General features: G+C 56.5%; 13 protein-coding genes and 1 other RNA gene. 8 read left to right on the top strand and 6 right to left on the bottom strand.

Translation table 11 applies throughout. The features are described 5' to 3' along the window. Window positions 1–8: 8 nt before the first annotated feature. From AAC621_RS00215 to AAC621_RS00195, 5 genes are all read right to left on the bottom strand, one after another. The gene (locus tag AAC621_RS00215) at window positions 9–2,336 is read right to left on the bottom strand and encodes a mechanosensitive ion channel family protein (protein ID WP_340251016.1); all 2,328 of its coding nucleotides are present in this window, start codon (window positions 2,334–2,336) and stop codon (window positions 9–11) included. 2 nt (window positions 2,337–2,338) lie between these two features. Continuing rightward, window positions 2,339–3,367 (bottom strand): cysteine synthase A, encoded by a 1,029-nt coding sequence (locus tag AAC621_RS00210; protein ID WP_340251014.1) that lies wholly within the window; start codon window positions 3,365–3,367, stop codon window positions 2,339–2,341. Window positions 3,368–3,445: 78 nt separating this feature from the next. After that, window positions 3,446–4,552: an NUDIX domain-containing protein gene (locus tag AAC621_RS00205; RefSeq protein WP_340251013.1), complete on the bottom strand. Its 1,107-nt coding sequence runs from the start codon at window positions 4,550–4,552 to the stop codon at window positions 3,446–3,448. Window positions 4,553–4,560: 8 nt separating this feature from the next. After that, complete coding sequence (locus tag AAC621_RS00200; protein ID WP_340251012.1) at window positions 4,561–5,772, bottom strand: cyclopropane-fatty-acyl-phospholipid synthase family protein; 1,212 nt, start codon at window positions 5,770–5,772, stop codon at window positions 4,561–4,563. A 78-nt stretch (window positions 5,773–5,850) separates the two neighbouring features. Then, window positions 5,851–7,266, bottom strand: coding sequence for a cryptochrome/photolyase family protein (locus AAC621_RS00195; protein ID WP_340251011.1), 1,416 nt, complete (start codon window positions 7,264–7,266; stop codon window positions 5,851–5,853). Between the two features lie 282 nt (window positions 7,267–7,548). Between AAC621_RS00195 and AAC621_RS00190 the strand changes: the two genes are divergently transcribed. The 8 genes from AAC621_RS00190 (at window position 7,549) to AAC621_RS00155 (ending at window position 12,734) form a co-directional block, all read left to right on the top strand. After that, complete coding sequence (locus AAC621_RS00190; protein ID WP_340251009.1) at window positions 7,549–8,592, top strand: extracellular solute-binding protein; 1,044 nt, start codon at window positions 7,549–7,551, stop codon at window positions 8,590–8,592. A gap of 106 nt (window positions 8,593–8,698) precedes the next feature. After that, window positions 8,699–9,052, top strand: a transfer-messenger RNA (tmRNA) gene (gene ssrA, locus AAC621_RS00185). Between the two features lie 126 nt (window positions 9,053–9,178). Further along, entirely contained in the window at window positions 9,179–9,535 is a 357-nt protein-coding gene (locus AAC621_RS00180; protein WP_340251007.1) for a DUF4345 domain-containing protein, read from the top strand. Window positions 9,536–9,614: 79 nt separating this feature from the next. Then, window positions 9,615–10,112 (top strand): SspB family protein, encoded by a 498-nt coding sequence (locus tag AAC621_RS00175; RefSeq protein ID WP_317654856.1) that lies wholly within the window; start codon window positions 9,615–9,617, stop codon window positions 10,110–10,112. A gap of 63 nt (window positions 10,113–10,175) precedes the next feature. Then, entirely contained in the window at window positions 10,176–10,736 is a 561-nt protein-coding gene (locus AAC621_RS00170) for a class I SAM-dependent methyltransferase (RefSeq protein WP_340251003.1), read from the top strand. A 66-nt stretch (window positions 10,737–10,802) separates the two neighbouring features. Continuing rightward, window positions 10,803–12,197, top strand: a complete 1,395-nt coding sequence (gene fumC / locus AAC621_RS00165; RefSeq protein ID WP_317654858.1) for a class II fumarate hydratase — start codon at window positions 10,803–10,805, stop codon at window positions 12,195–12,197. Window positions 12,198–12,309: 112 nt separating this feature from the next. Further along, on the top strand, window positions 12,310–12,507 hold the full coding sequence (locus AAC621_RS00160) for a DUF4169 family protein (protein WP_317654859.1): 198 nt from the start codon (window positions 12,310–12,312) through the stop codon (window positions 12,505–12,507). Then, window positions 12,504–12,734 carry a ribbon-helix-helix domain-containing protein gene (locus AAC621_RS00155; RefSeq protein WP_340251000.1) on the top strand — a complete coding sequence of 77 codons (231 nt, stop codon included), beginning with the start codon at window positions 12,504–12,506 and terminating at the stop codon, window positions 12,732–12,734. The genes AAC621_RS00160 and AAC621_RS00155 overlap by 4 nt, the downstream gene beginning before the upstream one ends. On the opposite strand, the gene AAC621_RS00150 is transcribed toward AAC621_RS00155, so the two are convergent. Then, complete coding sequence (locus tag AAC621_RS00150) at window positions 12,716–13,609, bottom strand: fructose bisphosphate aldolase (protein ID WP_445322471.1); 894 nt, start codon at window positions 13,607–13,609, stop codon at window positions 12,716–12,718. The genes AAC621_RS00155 and AAC621_RS00150 overlap by 19 nt on opposite strands. Between the last annotated feature and the right edge of the window lie 34 nt (window positions 13,610–13,643).

Raw genomic sequence — 13,643 nt, 5'->3', positions numbered from 1 at the left:
ACCAGCACTCAAGATTTAGGGGCGGCAAGCGCCTCGGGGTTGCGCAGCCACAAATCACGCTGTGCGAATGGGATTTCGATACCTGCCTCGCGGAACCTGCGCAGCAATTCAAGGTTCATCTCGGATTTCACCGACAATAGAAAATTCACATCCCGCAGGATCGCGCGAATTTCAAATTCCAACGCATCTGCCCCAAAATTTACCATCAAGATGGTTGGTTTTGGTTTCAAGATCACCATCGGATGCGCCTCGGCAACCTCGGCCATGATTTTCATCACAAGCTGCGGGTCGCTGTCATAGGCCACCCCAACGGGCAAAATCAGGCGGCCTGTGTCGGAGGAATGGGTCATATTGGTGACCACCCCCGCAATCAAATCGGCATTCGGCACAATCAAATCGGAACGATCAAAGGTTTCAATGCGGGTCGAGCGCACGGAGATTTCACGCACATACCCCATCTGGCCATTGACCTCGATCCAATCACCCTCTTTGAACGGGCGCTCGATCAACAAAATGATCCCTGAGACGAAATTGGACACGATTGTTTGCAGGCCAAAACCGATACCGACCGACAGCGCACCAGCCACAATCGCAAGGGAGGACAGATCAATTCCTGCCGAGGTGATGGCAAAAAGTGCGGCCAAGAAAATACCAACATAGCCCGTTCCCGCCAAAATCGCGCTTTGACCGCCTTGGTCGATTTGGGTTTTTGGCAGAAGGTTATATCGCAGCGTGCTTTGAAGCGCGCGGGTTGCCGTATAGCCAATCGCAAAGACAATCGCGAAAATCAGGAAATTGCGAGGCGAAATCGTCACGCCGCCAATGCTGAACCCCGAGACAATCTGCGCCCAAATGTCAGATAATTGCGCGGGCCGCACCCCCCAGATCAGGGCAAAGGCGGGTAAGGAGGCCAAGACCAAGATAAACCCGATCAAGGTCGGGGTCAGGGCCTCGTCCAACCCCTCGCTGCGGCGGGTTAAGGCCCCGTAGGCATCAGTCACCACCCGCTGCAAGATGCCGAGAACCGCAAGCAAAGACAGGCTGAACAACATCGGCAAAAGGAAGGACGATCCTGCGGTGAAATACCCAACCCCTGCCAAAATCGGCCCCAAAAGACCAAGCGCCATGACCGCCAAAGACAGCGCGCGTGTCATGCGCAGCATCAGGGGGCGCGCGCCGTCCAACTGGGCTGAATTTTTGACATGAACGGCCAACAGACAGCCTAATTGCCACATCATCAGACCCGCCAAGACCACGATTGGGAAACTGATCACCAATCGGTCTGCGGAAGTGAAATTTTCGGTTTGTGCGACCTGCCCCACCAAAAGCCACAGCCCCACAATCGCCCCCAAAACTCGTGCCAAGCGGCGGCCTGTTGCGCGTGTCGCCTCGTCTAGGCGCAGAAGGGGGCGGTTAGTCTCATCGAGGGGGAAAACCTGCCGCCCAAGCCAAATCGCCGCCATAAAGCTGAGCGCCATCGGGGCGGCCATTTGCACCAACACCGCCGCGCGAAACCCGACCATGCCCGAGATCTGCACCGCATAGGCCAAGGCCCAAACCCCAATGACGGGCATGGCATGATGCAAAAGTGACAGACCTAACAGGGCAAGCCGCGCTGTGGGGGTTGGGCTTGGGCTGTGGTGCGTTTCCATCCACCGTCCCACAAACCCCCTGCCACGGGTCAAAAGAACAAGCCCCACAATCACAAAAATCGCCACAAGCGGCAGGTTCGCCCCAAGGGCGGATATCTGCGCAGGCGCCAGTGAGTAGGTTACGACCTCCTGCCCTACGGCAAAAGCGAAGCCAAGCAGTGTTGCAACCGCACTGGGCCAATTGGCGGGGTTAATCGGGGCGGGTTCAAGCTGCAACAAGGCGCCCGCCTGACGGGCGGCGATTTGCGCATCAATTTCCCCGATGAGGCCTTGCGCCTCGCGATGGGCCGCCTCCGCGCGCCGCGCGGGTGCCTCTGCATCAGTCAGGCGTTGGGTCAAATCCGCGCGTTGTGCGGCAATCGCCGCAGGCTCGACCTCCCCTTCTGCGGGGACAGGGCCAAGGGCTGCGATCTGTTCGCGCAATGTTGCGATGCGACTGGCATTGATATCTTGCGCGTCCAAAAACACCGTGCGCCACGTGACGATCTCAGCGCGCACCGCCTCAAGCATCGAGGTTGACGCGCGATCCCCGTCAATCATCACCTGCGCGCGCGCGCTCAGTTGTGACCACGCGGTGTAATCGGGCGGGTCTTGCGCCAAAACCTCGGCTGTGAGGCTAAGCCACAAGACCGCAAAAGCGATCAAAAGCCGCGTCAGGGCCAAACTTGGTCGTGCGAATGTCATCATTACTCAAATACCACGGGCAAATCCGCCGCGCCACAGTCAAGCCACGCGGGCACGGGCAAGCCCTTTTCACGCAGGAATTCAGGGTTGTACAGCTTTGATTGATAGCGGGTGCCATAGTCGCACAAAATGGTCACGATGGTATGACCCCGCCCCATCTCGCGCGCCATGTGAACCGCGCCTGCGATATTCACCCCTGATGAGCCACCGAGGCACAAGCCCTCCGTGCTGAGCAAATCAAACACGATCGGCAGCGCCTCTTGATCTGAGATGCGATAGGCGCAATCCGGCGTGAACCCCTCTAAATTCGCAGTAATGCGACCCTGCCCGATCCCTTCGGCGATCGAGGTTCCTGGCGCGTCAAAGGTTCCATTGGTGTAAAAGCTATAAAGCGCGGCCCCTTCAGGATCAGCCAAACCGATGCGCACGCCTTTGGGTTGCAGCGCGGCACCAACCCCCGCCAATGTGCCGCCGGATCCGACCGCGCAGATGAACCCATCCACCTTTCCCGCGGTCTGTTCCCAAATCTCGGGGCCTGTTGTCTCAATGTGCGCCTGACGATTGGCGGTATTGTCAAACTGATTGGCCCAAATCGCCCCATTAGGTTCGGATTTTGCAAGTTCAGCCGCCAAACGCCCCGAATATCGCACATAATTGTTCGGATTTTTATAGGGAGCCGCAGGCACTTGCACCAATTCGGCGCCTGCCAAACGCAACATGTCTTTCTTTTCTTGGCTTTGCGTTTCGGGGATCACGATCACAGTGCGAAACCCAAGCGAGGCACCGACAAGCGCAAGACCAATGCCCGTATTGCCCGCCGTGCCCTCAACAATCGTGCCGCCGGGCTTGAGATCACCGCGCGCAATGGCATCGCGGATGATGTAAAGGGCTGCGCGATCCTTAACCGACTGGCCGGGATTCATGAATTCCGCTTTGCCCAAAATCTCGCACCCAGTCTCATCGCTGACTTTGTTCAGACGGATCAGGGGCGTATTGCCAATCGAAGCAGAAAGATCGGAATAAATGGTCATAGCGCGCCCCTTTTGGCAGAATTCTTTGCTTTCTCAAGGGATAGGTGGGATGGGGCGATAACTCAAGGGGCGTTGGCGCTATTGTGAGGGCCAGCCCCGCTCGGCACGCATACGATCAAGCGCCATCAAGGATAGCAAAAGCGGCGCGTTGCTCAGGCGCGCCTCCCGCACAAGGCGAAAGGCTTCGTCAAAGGGTAAGGTTAAGGCGCGAATATCCTCTCCTTCGGCCAACAGGCTATGGGTGCTGTCATAATCCTGCGCCAAATCAGCAAGCCCGATGTAAGAAATCAGGATTTGCGCAACCGCCCCTTGGCTTGGGTAATACCGCCCGATGAGATGCAGCGCGTGCAGCGCAACCCCTGCTTCCTCGCGGGCTTCGCGCTGCGCAGTCTGCTCATAGGTTTCGCCCTCGTCACATATGCCTGCCACAGTCTCAAGCAGCCATGGGTTTGGGTCACCTTGAACCACAGCGGCAGGGCGGAATTGTTCAATCAAAAGCACCAAGTCCCGCTTGGGGTCATAAGGCAGCACAGTGACAGCTTCGCCCAGATCAAGGATCAAACGCCCCGCAGGCTCAGACAGACTGCCATCAAATCGCTGATAAGAGGCCGCAATGTCTATTAAATTAAAAAATCCATTATAAACAGTTTCTTGATGCGCGATGCTCATGTGGCGCTTGGAGGTCTTGCCCGCGGGCGGATGATCGCTCGCACGCAGATGGGCCTGCGCCCTTGCGCGAATAATCGGCAGGCGGCCGGCAACGGCCTTGGCTGTTTCAATACCATATGACGACATGATTTCTTGCGCGGCCAAACGGGTCAGCGCGCCATGTGCCACCGCCCAAGTTACAGGATCAAAGACCCCACCCTTCGGCCAAGACCCACCTTCAGGTGGCAGATAAATCTGCAGCGGTCGCGCCTCATGGGAAATGGTTATGCGGGTATATCCAAACACATCCTCATAAAAATCAAGCCGTGCGAGATCGCCTGCATCCAACCCGTGCAAAATTTCTATCTCGCAGTCCGCCCCACCCTCGGGCCTGATCATAGGATAATGCTGTCCCGCAACCATTGCCACACGATAGCCAGAAAGACGGGCAGATGGCATCTCGCCCCCTGCCCGCCCTAAGACAATCGTGAGGATATCAGGATCACGCAGCGTGCCGTAAAGCGCGAGATCAGTCATACTATCCCTCAGCTTGGCCTGCGCACCGTGATTTGGGTCACATCGCAATTGCGGAAATGAAAGGTTGCGGCACAAGAGGTTAGATAGAAATTCCACATCCTGCGGAAGCGATCATCAAACCCAAGGGCGGCCACCTCATCCCAACAATCGTTGAAAGTGTCATACCAACGCCGCAAAGTCTGACTATAGCTTTCGCCAAATTCAATTGACCCCGCCACTTCAAGCCCCGCTTTTTGCACTTCTTCGCGCAAAACAACGGGCGATGGCAGCATACCACCGGGAAAGATATATTTCTGAATGAAATCAACCGTGTTGCGGTAAATTTGCCAACGGCGATGCTGAACTGTAATGATTTGCAAAGTCGCCTGTTTGCCAGGTTTCAGGCGATCGCGCAGCGTTTTGAAATAGACGGGCCAATATTTCTCGCCAACCGCCTCGAACATCTCAATCGAGGCGATCCCATCATAAACACCCGTTTCATCGCGGTAATCTTGCATCTTGATCTCGACCTGATCAGACAGGCCCGCGCGGGCAATCCGATCAACCGCGTAATCATGCTGCTCGCGCGAGATGGTTAGGCCCGTAACCTTAAGGCCGCGTTCGCGCGCGGCATATTCGGCAAATCCACCCCATCCACAGCCGATTTCCAAAACATGATCCCCAGGCTGTGCGCCCATCTGATCCACCATCGAGGCGTATTTGGCGATCTGCGCGGCCTCAAGGCTTTCTTGGCCCGTTTGGAACAGGGCCGAGGAATAGGTCATCGTGTCATCAAGCCACAATTTGTAGAAATCATTACCCAGATCATAGTGATAAGAGATGTTCTTGCGCGCCTGAGATTTGGAATTGCTTTGCAGCCAAAACCGAAAGCGCTCGTAGGCGCGGGCGATTTTGAGACCCAAGAAACCATCATAGATATCGTCATTGCCCGCGTGAACCAGATCAAGAAAGGCTTGCAGGTCAGGGGTTGACCACCACCCATCCAAATAGGCCTCGCAAAATCCGAGATCCCCTTCGCGGATCAGGCGTGCAAACACATCCACATTGTGAATGTGAATTTCAGCAACAGGCCCCTGCCCAGCCCCTTCGGCGCGGAAGATGCGACCGTCGGGCAGAACCATATCTAAACGGCCGTTTTTCATGTCCACAGATTTGGCAAAAACCGCCTCAAAATAGCGCGGTAGGTTTGGTTCACCTTTGGTGGTTGTTTTTATTGTCATCATTCCCCCTGACATTGTCAGCCAGTTTCGCCTTAAACCCGTGCAGGCTCAAGCGAATTCATCTCATCGTTGCATGCGTTAAGAATTTCGCGCGCCATATGCAGCAAGCGCCCGCGCGCGCCCCTCGGCCAGATCCACAATGGGGCGGGTGGGATAGCCCATTTTAGGCTGCAAATTCCACGACCGCGGCGCGGCTTCAAAGAAATCAAGCGCGGTTTGCGGTGCAGGGTTTGATAGCTCAGCAATCCAGCGCGCCCGATACCGCCCGTGCTTGTCAAATTTTTCGCCTTGGGTTTCTGGGTTGAAGATGCGGAAATAAGGGGCCGCATCAGGGCCAGAGCCCGCAACCCATTGCCACCCCATCGCATTGGCGGCGGGATCCCAATCAATCAGGCAATCGGCGAACCAATCAAGCCCAATTTTCCAATGGCACATCATATGTTTGGTCAGATAGGACCCCACCAACATCCGCGCGCGATTGTGCATACGCCCCGTCACATACAGCTCGCGCATCGCTGCATCGATCACTTGAATGCCCGTCCGCCCCTGTTTCCACGCCATAACCTGCGGGGCATGCCGGTCGGTGGCCCATGGGAAACTGTCCCAATCAGGTCGCCAATTTTCAGTCGCAATCTGGGGCGAGTGATACAGAAGATGATAGGCGAATTCGCGCCAAACCAATTCCTTCACAAAATGCTCAGCCCCCGCCGCACCATGGCGATGTGCCTCCCACCCCATATGCCAAATCTCGCGCGGGCTGATTTCGCCAAGCGACAGATGCTCGGACAGGTTAGAACAAGCGTCTTGATCAAGAAAATCACGTTTGTCTTTGTAGGCCCCCACCTTGTGATCGAGGAATTGCGCCAGACGGGTTTGGGCAGCCTCGGCCCCGATTTGCGCATAGCGCGCCAAAACGCCCGCGCCACGGCGCATTTGCGGCGCAAGGTTCAGATCCTCGGCTGATAGGCTGTCAAGCGCGTGATCGACCCCGCGCAAGGCGGGCACGGGCAAGGGGCGCGCCACATCACGCCCCATCACCGCGCGCCAATAGGGGGTATAGACGCGATAAAACCCACCCTGCCCTGTTTGCACTTCCCATGGCTCGAACAGGAGATGGCCATTATGGCTTTGTGCAGCGATGCCTTGATCGCGCAACGCGGTCTTGATGGCACTGTCGCGCGCGCGGGCATGGGGGTCATAGAGCCTGTTCCAATGCACCGCCTTGGCCCCAGTCGTGGCCACAAGATCCGCCAAGACCGCATCAGCCGCCCCTTTGCGGATCACCAGATCAAGACCGTGGGCGCGATAGGCGCGGGCCAAGCCACGCAGCCCCATTTCATAGCGCCAACGGGGGGCCGCGCCCATCTGATCAATGCTGTCATCCAAAATCACAACGGGGATCACAGGCCCCATGGCGGCGGCGGCCACAAGCGCGGGATTATCGCTGAGGCGAAAATCACGGCGGATCCAATATAGGACAGGCGCGTCTGTCATGGCCCCTCTTTTTGATCTTTTGCCGTTGGCGCAATTGGCCTTGGCATTTCCTGTTTTGGGGCGGTGTCATAAGGCCCAACCCGATCTTTTGGGTGCAAGCTAGTGCAGCATCTGGCGGGTCAAGGTATGGGGGGTAAAATCTCGGGTCACAAACTGCTTAATGCTTTGGCACTTGCCCGATCCCAGAGCGCGAATTTCGCGAATCCTCTTGCGTGATGGCTGGCTTCGCCCTAGCGTCCGTTGCGATTTTTCCCTTAACTCACAGGATCGGGATTGCTGCTTATGACCAAGAAAATGCTCTTTAGCACTGTTGCACTGATGGCGATGTCTGGTGTGGCCCTCGCCCAAGATAGAGAATTGACCGTGTTCGATTATTCAGGCTTTGAAGAACCCGGCTACCACCAACCCTATATCGACCAACATGGCGCAAGCCCCAGCTTTGTGTTCTTCGGGGATGAGGACGAAGCGTTTCAGCGTCTGGTCTCTGGGTTCAAATCCGATGTGACCCATATTTGCGCAGGCTCCGTGCCGCGTTGGCAAGAGTCGGGCATCATCGAACCATGGGATCAGAACCGCATCGCGGCCTTTGACAATCTCGATGCAAGCCTCGTGGGCCAAGATGTGCTTGCGGGCACGTCTGAGCTGTTCTTCCTGCCCACCGATTACGGCACGACCGCGATCACCTATAACACCGAGGAAGTGACCGCCGAACAGGTGGCCTCCTTGCAAGTCTTCACTGATCCCGCCTTCGCGGGCCGCTTGTCGATCCCTGACAATGTCGATGACGCCTATGCGCTGGCCTATCTGGCGACAGGCATGACCGATTGGACAAAAGCCACAGATGCCGAGTTTGAGGCGGCCACCGAATGGCTGCGTTCGATTCACGAAAACCTGCGCACCTATTGGACCGACCCCGCCGAATTAGGCCAGTTGATGGCATCGGGCGAGGTTCTGGTGGCTTGGGCATGGAACGAGGTGCCCGTGGCATTGGCCGATGAAGGCTTCTCCGTTGGGTTTGAACGCAACACGGTCGAGGGCACATCGGTCTGGCTGTGCGGCTATGTGAATATGGCCGATGCACCAGGGTCAGAGGACAAGGCCTATGACTTCGTCAACGCGATGCAGTCCGAGGTGTCAGCACAGCCCCTGCTTGATGGCGGCTTTGGCACCGCCAATAGCGCGGCCCTTGCCGCCCTTGGCGCAGAAACGCTCGAGGCCAATGGCTTGGGCGAAGTGACCGTACCCGTTCTGGCACAGCTGCCCATCAGCAACGACCGCCGCGAGGCACAGGCCGAGGCCTTTGTGCGGATCAAAGCAGGCTTCTGATTTAGGTCAGAAGGTGGAAACGAGACGAGCGCCCGAAAGGGCGCTCGTTTTGCGTTTGGGGGGGGCGTGGGACGGACGCTAATCGAACCAACCATTAGAAGGCTGCCCCCTTCCCATCCGCCCCCACAGCGCCTATATTCCCCCTGTCCCCTTCGCGGGGCTATGGACATAAACGCGCTCGTAATAAGCGGATCGGACCCGGGGGCGGTACCCGGCGGCTCCACCACACTCCGTCATTTGCGGATCATGGGGCCGAAATAGGATCGACGAACGTCTAAAGGGGTTAGCTTTGTCTCGGTGAGATACCACCGTTATCGGTTCAAATCGTACAGTTGCAAATGACAACCGTGCTCCGGCAATGGCTCTGGCTGCGTAAGCAGTTCGGGTCGCCGAAACTAAGCCCTTGCGCCTAGCCGCGTAAGGCGGGGTCCGCAGGCACCTGGCAACAGAAGCCTGCACTTTCCCCCCGATTGCCCCCCAATTTCCAACCAAGACGCAAAAAAGATTTTCTTGCGAATGCAAGGAAAAGTGATCCAATCCCACGCCCCCGCCGAATAAGGGGAAAGACAGGGCTTGGAAGGGTCAGATGAGCATCGTTGATATTCTAAATTTCGCGGCGGGCGCGATCACCATCGCCCTTGGCGCGCTTGGGTGGTTGGCCACGCGTTGGACGATGGATGTGCTTGATATGCGCGCAGGCCCCACCAATATGGCCTATACCGAAGTCTCTGCCGCCTCGGGCTGTTTGTTTGTGGGCCTTGGTCTGGGCGCGATCTTGATCAGTGACCCGCTGGCATGGGTTGTGATGGGATTGGCCTATGCGGGGGCAGCGCTTGGTCGGATCACCTCTATCCTGCGCGACAAGGCGTGGTCGCGTCAAAGCCTGACCTTTTTTGGCTGCGAGGCGGGATTGGCCGCGTGGTTGATCCTCGCAAATAGCTGAGGCGCGGGCCAAAACCGCGCTTTCTTTCCGTTCCGAATCTTCTATGCTTGGTGCTGCAGATGCAGCAAAGGCAATGAAGATGAGTTCGAGTTCCAACGCCTCTATACCCTATGGTCGCTTGATGCATCACGCAATGCGCAAGCTGATCCAGACTGTGCTAGAGGATGTCGCGGATAACGGCCTGCCCGGGAACCATCATTTCTTCATCACCTTCGCCACGGGCCACCCTGATGTGGAAATGGCCGATTGGCTGCGCGAGCGGTATGACGCAGAAATGACCATTGTGATCCAACACTGGTATGACGCGCTTGAGGTGGATGAGGACGGGTTTTCCATCGTTCTGAATTTTGGCGACAACCCCGAGGCGCTGCGCGTGCCCTTTGACGCGATTGTCACCTTCGTTGATCCTTCCGTTGAATTTGGTCTGCGGTTTGAATCGGTGGAAGCCGAAGATGACACCCCCGACCCAGACACCCCCGCCGAGGATGACCCCGTCACTGACCCCGACCCCGCCCCGAAAGGAGCCAAAGCGCAAGGCGAAGTGGTATCACTGGATCGGTTCAGAAAAAATACCTGAAATTTGTGGGCATCCCGCATATTCGACATAAATAAATTACAATAACCCTGCATCGGATGCGGTATGAACAAAGATCTGCGCTTATTCCTGTCTCAGATTGTGTCAAAACCCCATCAGGTTGTGGCATTGGCCCCCTCATCGGCGGCGCTGTGCCAAGAGATGGTTGCAGGTCTTGATCCCAATAAAGGCCCCGTGATCGAATTGGGCCCGGGCACGGGCAACATCACCCACGCCATTTTGGGCCGTGGAATTGCCCCGCATATGCTTCATTCGGTTGAAATGAACCCCAACTTTTGCACCCATCTGCGCGAGAGTTTTGCAGGGGTGAATGTCCATAATATGAGTGCCTGTGATCTCGACAAGTTGGGGTTAAACAATGTGCAGGCCGTGATCTCGGGCCTGCCGCTCCTGTCGATGCCCATTGGGGTGCAGCGCGATATTCTCAACGGCAGTTTCAACAGCCTCGCGCCCGAGGGCAGCTTTGTGCAATTCACCTATGGGCCAAACCCTTCGGTGAATGCCGATCTACGCAAGGAGATGGCCCTGTCATGGACACGCAGCGATAAGATCTGGCGCAACCTGCCCCCTGCCCGCGTCTATCGCTTTACGCGGCCGATGCACTAAATTCCCCGTTGCGATTAAGCGGCGCAGGCCCTATTTGGTATGCAACAGCATACTGGAGGATCTTTGATGACCCAAACCCGCACCGAATCCGATAGTTTTGGCCCGTTGGAGGTTCCTGCCGACCGCTATTGGGGCGCGCAGACACAGCGCAGCCTGATGAACTTCCCCATTGGGTGGGAGAAACAGCCCGTTGCCATCGTGCGCGCCCTTGGGGTGATCAAACGCGCCTGTGCCGAGGCGAATAAGGCAAGCGGCAAACTGCCCGCGGACTTGGCCGATGCCATGATTACGGCGGCGCAAGAGGTGATTGATGGCAAGCTTGATGATCATTTCCCCCTTGTGGTGTGGCAAACAGGCTCTGGCACGCAATCCAATATGAACGCGAATGAGGTGATCTCGAACCGCGCGATTGAAATCTTGGGCGGTGTGATTGGCTCGAAAACACCCGTGCACCCCAATGATCATTGCAATATGGGGCAATCGTCTAACGACACCTTCCCCACCGCAATGCATATCGCCGCCGCAATGACCGCGCGCGATGTCTTGCTGCCTGGCCTCGACAAACTGGCCACCGCCCTTGAGGCGAAGGCCAAGGAATTCAAGGACATTATCAAGATTGGGCGCACCCATACCCAAGACGCGACCCCACTGACCTTGGGGCAAGAATTCTCGGGCTATGCGCAGCAAATCCGCAATGGGATTGCCCGTATCGAAATGGCCCTGCCAGGCATTTACGAATTGGCACAGGGCGGCACAGCGGTTGGCACTGGCCTAAACACGGATAAAGGCTGGGACACCACAGTTGCGGCCAATATGGCGCGGATCACGGGCCTGCCCTTCATCACCGCACCCAATAAATTCGAAGCCTTGGCCGCGCATGATGCGATGGTCTTTATGTCGGGCGCGATTAAAACAACGGCAATGGCCGCCTATAAGATCGCCAATGATATGCGCTTTTTGGGCTCTGGCCCGCGGTCGGGCCTTGGTGAACTGATCCTGCCCGAAAATGAACCAGGCAGCTCAATCATGCCCGGCAAAGTGAACCCAACACAGGCCGAGGCGATGACACAGGTCTGCGCCCATATCTTGGGTAATGACGCCGCGATTTCCTTTGCGGGCAGCCAAGGCCATTTTGAACTAAACGTCTATAACCCGATGATGGCCTATAACCTGCTGCAATCTATGCAGCTGTTGGGGGATGCTGCCGATAGCTTTACCGAGCGTATGCTGAAAGACACACAGGCCAATGTCGAGCGGATCGAAAAGCTGATGCGCGAAAGCCTAATGTTGGTCACCGCGCTTGCGCCCACAATCGGTTATGACAATGCCACCAAGGTTGCGAAAACCGCCCATAAGAATGGCACGACCTTGCGCGAAGAGGCCATTAATCTGGGCTTTGTCGATGGGGAAACCTTTGACCGCGTGGTGCGGCCCGAAGATATGATTGGCCCCAAAGGCTAATCACTGCAGCATTTTCATCACGGATGATGGGGTGCCTCTTGCAGGCACCCCATTTTTCTTGCCAAATCACTGATGAAACCGCGAGATAGCCACCTTGCAAAAAGTGACGAGTATGAGCCAGATCATCAATCTACGCCGCGCGCGCAAGGAAAAACAACGCATGAAGAACCGCGAACAGGCATCTGAAAATGCTGTAAAATTTGGTCAATCAAAGGCTGAGAAATTACTCGCCGCCACGCGCGAGGCGCGTCTTCGCGAAGTGTTGGATCAGCATAAACTGACCCCCGATTCAGAATATGATGCAGAATGACTGACCGCCCCAAAAAGCATTCCCTCACCTTGCGCGGGCATCGCAGCTCCGTCTCATTGGAGGATCCGTTTTGGGAGGAATTCTGCGCTATTGCCGCTGCGCGCGGGCAGTCGGTGAATGCCCTAGCCGCAGAAATAGACGAGGCCCGTGGATTATCCTCGGGCCTTGCCACGGCGATTAGGTTATTTGTCCTAAAAGAATTGCGCGCTCAAAGAGACGCGCGGTAAATCTTATCAATATTCGCCCCAAGTGCCGCGCTAAATTCGGCATCAGATTGCGCCACATTTAAGCCTTCGGTCAGGGCACGGCTAAAGCTTGCTATCATTTTTGGGTTATGCGATAGGCGCGCGCAAGCGTCATCTGTGCTATAGCCCCCCGACAGGGCCACCACCCGCAAGACACAGGGGTGATCGGCCAAACCATCATAAAGCCCTGCTTCATTTGGAATGGTCAGCTTGAGCATCACCTCATGGCCAACGGCCAGTTGATCCAAATGGTGGGCAATGGCATCGCGCAATTGGGTTTCCGCCTCGGATTTGGTATCCGCGTGAATATTCACTTCTGGCTCAATAATCGGCACCAACCCTGCTGCGCAGACCTCTGCCGCAAGATCGAATTGCTGCGCCACGACCGCCTCGATGCCACCAGCATTGGCGGCATGGATGACCGAGCGTTCCTTGGTGCCAAAGACGCCAAAGGCGCGCGCATCTGACAAAAGTGCCGTTAAGCCCGAAATCGGTTTAAGAAGCTGCACATCATCGCGCGTCTCTTCCAAGCCTTTGTCGATTTTCAAAAACGGCACAACGCCCTTATCGCGCCACAGAAGTTCTGCCACAGGCGCGCCGTTGATCGTGTCGCGCATGGTGCGCTCGAACAGGATCGCGCCTAGAATTTTCTCGGCGGTGAAATCGCGCGCCATAATGATCCGAGCGCGCATCTGATGCATCAGCGCAAACATTTCCGCCTCGCTGCTATAAGCATCTTCCGTGATGCCATAAAGCGCCAGCGCCTTCGGGGTGGAGCCGCCCGATTGATCCAAAGCGGCGATAAAACCTGCATCCGTCATGATGCGCGTGCGCATGTCTTGAAACATATCAAACATCGTAAAACCGCCTTTTTCTAGCTGCGCTTTTTTG

It is taken from the genome of Roseobacter sp. HKCC-CH-9208 (assembly GCF_037805125.1).
GTDB lineage: Bacteria > Pseudomonadota > Alphaproteobacteria > Rhodobacterales > Rhodobacteraceae > M30B80.
Note: the sequence above shows the minus strand (reverse complement) of the source record. Positions and strands in the feature narration are given on the sequence as shown.

Excerpts from the sequence above, each read along its gene's own strand:
- AAC621_RS00170 (WP_340251003.1), top strand. The coding sequence starts at position 10,176 with ATGAACAAAGATCTGCGCTTATTCCTGTCTCAGATTGTGTCAAAACCC.
- AAC621_RS00175 (WP_317654856.1), top strand. The coding sequence starts at position 9,615 with ATGAGTTCGAGTTCCAACGCCTCTATACCCTATGGTCGCTTGATGCAT.
- fumC (WP_317654858.1), top strand. The coding sequence starts at position 10,803 with ATGACCCAAACCCGCACCGAATCCGATAGTTTTGGCCCGTTGGAGGTT.
- AAC621_RS00205 (WP_340251013.1), bottom strand. The coding sequence starts at position 4,552 with ATGACTGATCTCGCGCTTTACGGCACGCTGCGTGATCCTGATATCCTC.
- AAC621_RS00195 (WP_340251011.1), bottom strand. The coding sequence starts at position 7,266 with ATGACAGACGCGCCTGTCCTATATTGGATCCGCCGTGATTTTCGCCTC.
- AAC621_RS00200 (WP_340251012.1), bottom strand. The coding sequence starts at position 5,772 with ATGACAATAAAAACAACCACCAAAGGTGAACCAAACCTACCGCGCTAT.
- AAC621_RS00155 (WP_340251000.1), top strand. The coding sequence starts at position 12,504 with ATGACTGACCGCCCCAAAAAGCATTCCCTCACCTTGCGCGGGCATCGC.
- AAC621_RS00160 (WP_317654859.1), top strand. The coding sequence starts at position 12,310 with ATGAGCCAGATCATCAATCTACGCCGCGCGCGCAAGGAAAAACAACGC.
- AAC621_RS00150 (WP_445322471.1), bottom strand. The coding sequence starts at position 13,609 with ATGTTTGATATGTTTCAAGACATGCGCACGCGCATCATGACGGATGCA.
- AAC621_RS00180 (WP_340251007.1), top strand. The coding sequence starts at position 9,179 with ATGAGCATCGTTGATATTCTAAATTTCGCGGCGGGCGCGATCACCATC.
- AAC621_RS00215 (WP_340251016.1), bottom strand. The coding sequence starts at position 2,336 with ATGACATTCGCACGACCAAGTTTGGCCCTGACGCGGCTTTTGATCGCT.
- AAC621_RS00210 (WP_340251014.1), bottom strand. The coding sequence starts at position 3,367 with ATGACCATTTATTCCGATCTTTCTGCTTCGATTGGCAATACGCCCCTG.
- AAC621_RS00190 (WP_340251009.1), top strand. The coding sequence starts at position 7,549 with ATGACCAAGAAAATGCTCTTTAGCACTGTTGCACTGATGGCGATGTCT.